Genomic DNA, 981 nt, shown 5'->3' with positions numbered 1-981 from the left:
ATGGTGGAGAAGAGTTTGTTGTCATGTTACCTAGAGCGAATAAAGTTCAAGCAATGCAGATAGCTGAAAGAATAAGAAACCACGCAAAACACAACTCCAATCAAGAGCCCTCTTCTGGCACGTATACTGTCAGCATTGGAGTGACTCAAGCCCTCATAAACGATGACTGGAATTCATTAATTAAAAGAGCGGATAACGCCCTCTACGACGCAAAATCTCAAGGGCGCGATTGCATTGTTGAGCGTTAAGGCGAGTTGTAAAACAGTGTAAATATTCTTCCATCACAAAACATGTTGGCTAAGATTCAAGAAGTTAAACACACACAACAAGTAAGGTTAGCAAGGATGCGCATTTTTCGGTTTGTTTTAGCGATAGCATTATTGGCGTCGTCGTCCGTAGTGATGGCAAAAGATAGCGACATGATTCGTGATATCACTCGGGAGCAAGTCGATGAAAAAGCGCTTACCGATGCAATCGCTTCAAGAACATTGTCTTGGCTAACGGGAAGCTCATCTAATAATGACTATATGTCTGTTGGTCGCATGGCTAACTACTTTGGTTTTGTTGGTTTGCGCGTGGCAAGTGGACATAGCCTTTCTCGAAGCCAAGTTGCCAAGCAAACTTTGTCTGTCCTCGACTCTCAGCAACGAAACACTTTGCTAGCGTTGCTTGAACAACAAAAAACTCCTTTTGAGCAAGTTGCAAAAAGTCGATTTGCCATGAACAGAGCATTAGAAGGGTTATTAATCGGAGAGAGCATCTCGGAAGAAGAATTCCTCGAACTTGGGCAGCGCTATGGTCAGCATGAAGCCCAACTCGGCGAAATAATCGCTGAAGCCTTTGGCAAGATTATCCAAACTTTAACGGAAGAACAGAAACAGCAGCTCGACGCTATTCGACATGCTCACCTCAACGGAAAAGGTCAAGAGCTAGCAAAAGGTAACTCTAAGCCAAAGATTAAACTCAATAAAAATGACAAAA

At 43.0% G+C, this 981-nt stretch carries 2 protein-coding genes; both read left to right on the top strand.

The window, feature by feature from the left end; genetic code table 11:
• The coding region (locus tag AB4507_RS22615; RefSeq protein ID WP_372183450.1) for a GGDEF domain-containing protein at positions 1-248 on the top strand (248 nt) is incomplete at its 5' end.
• A gap of 96 nt (positions 249-344) precedes the next feature.
• Positions 345-981, top strand: a 637-nt coding sequence (locus AB4507_RS22610; protein WP_372183449.1) for a Spy/CpxP family protein refolding chaperone, incomplete at its 3' end; no start/stop codon positions are given.

Source organism: Vibrio sp. 10N.222.54.A3, from assembly GCF_041474095.1.
Lineage (GTDB): Bacteria > Pseudomonadota > Gammaproteobacteria > Enterobacterales > Vibrionaceae > Vibrio > Vibrio crassostreae_C.
Note: the sequence above shows the minus strand (reverse complement) of the source record. Positions and strands in the feature narration are given on the sequence as shown.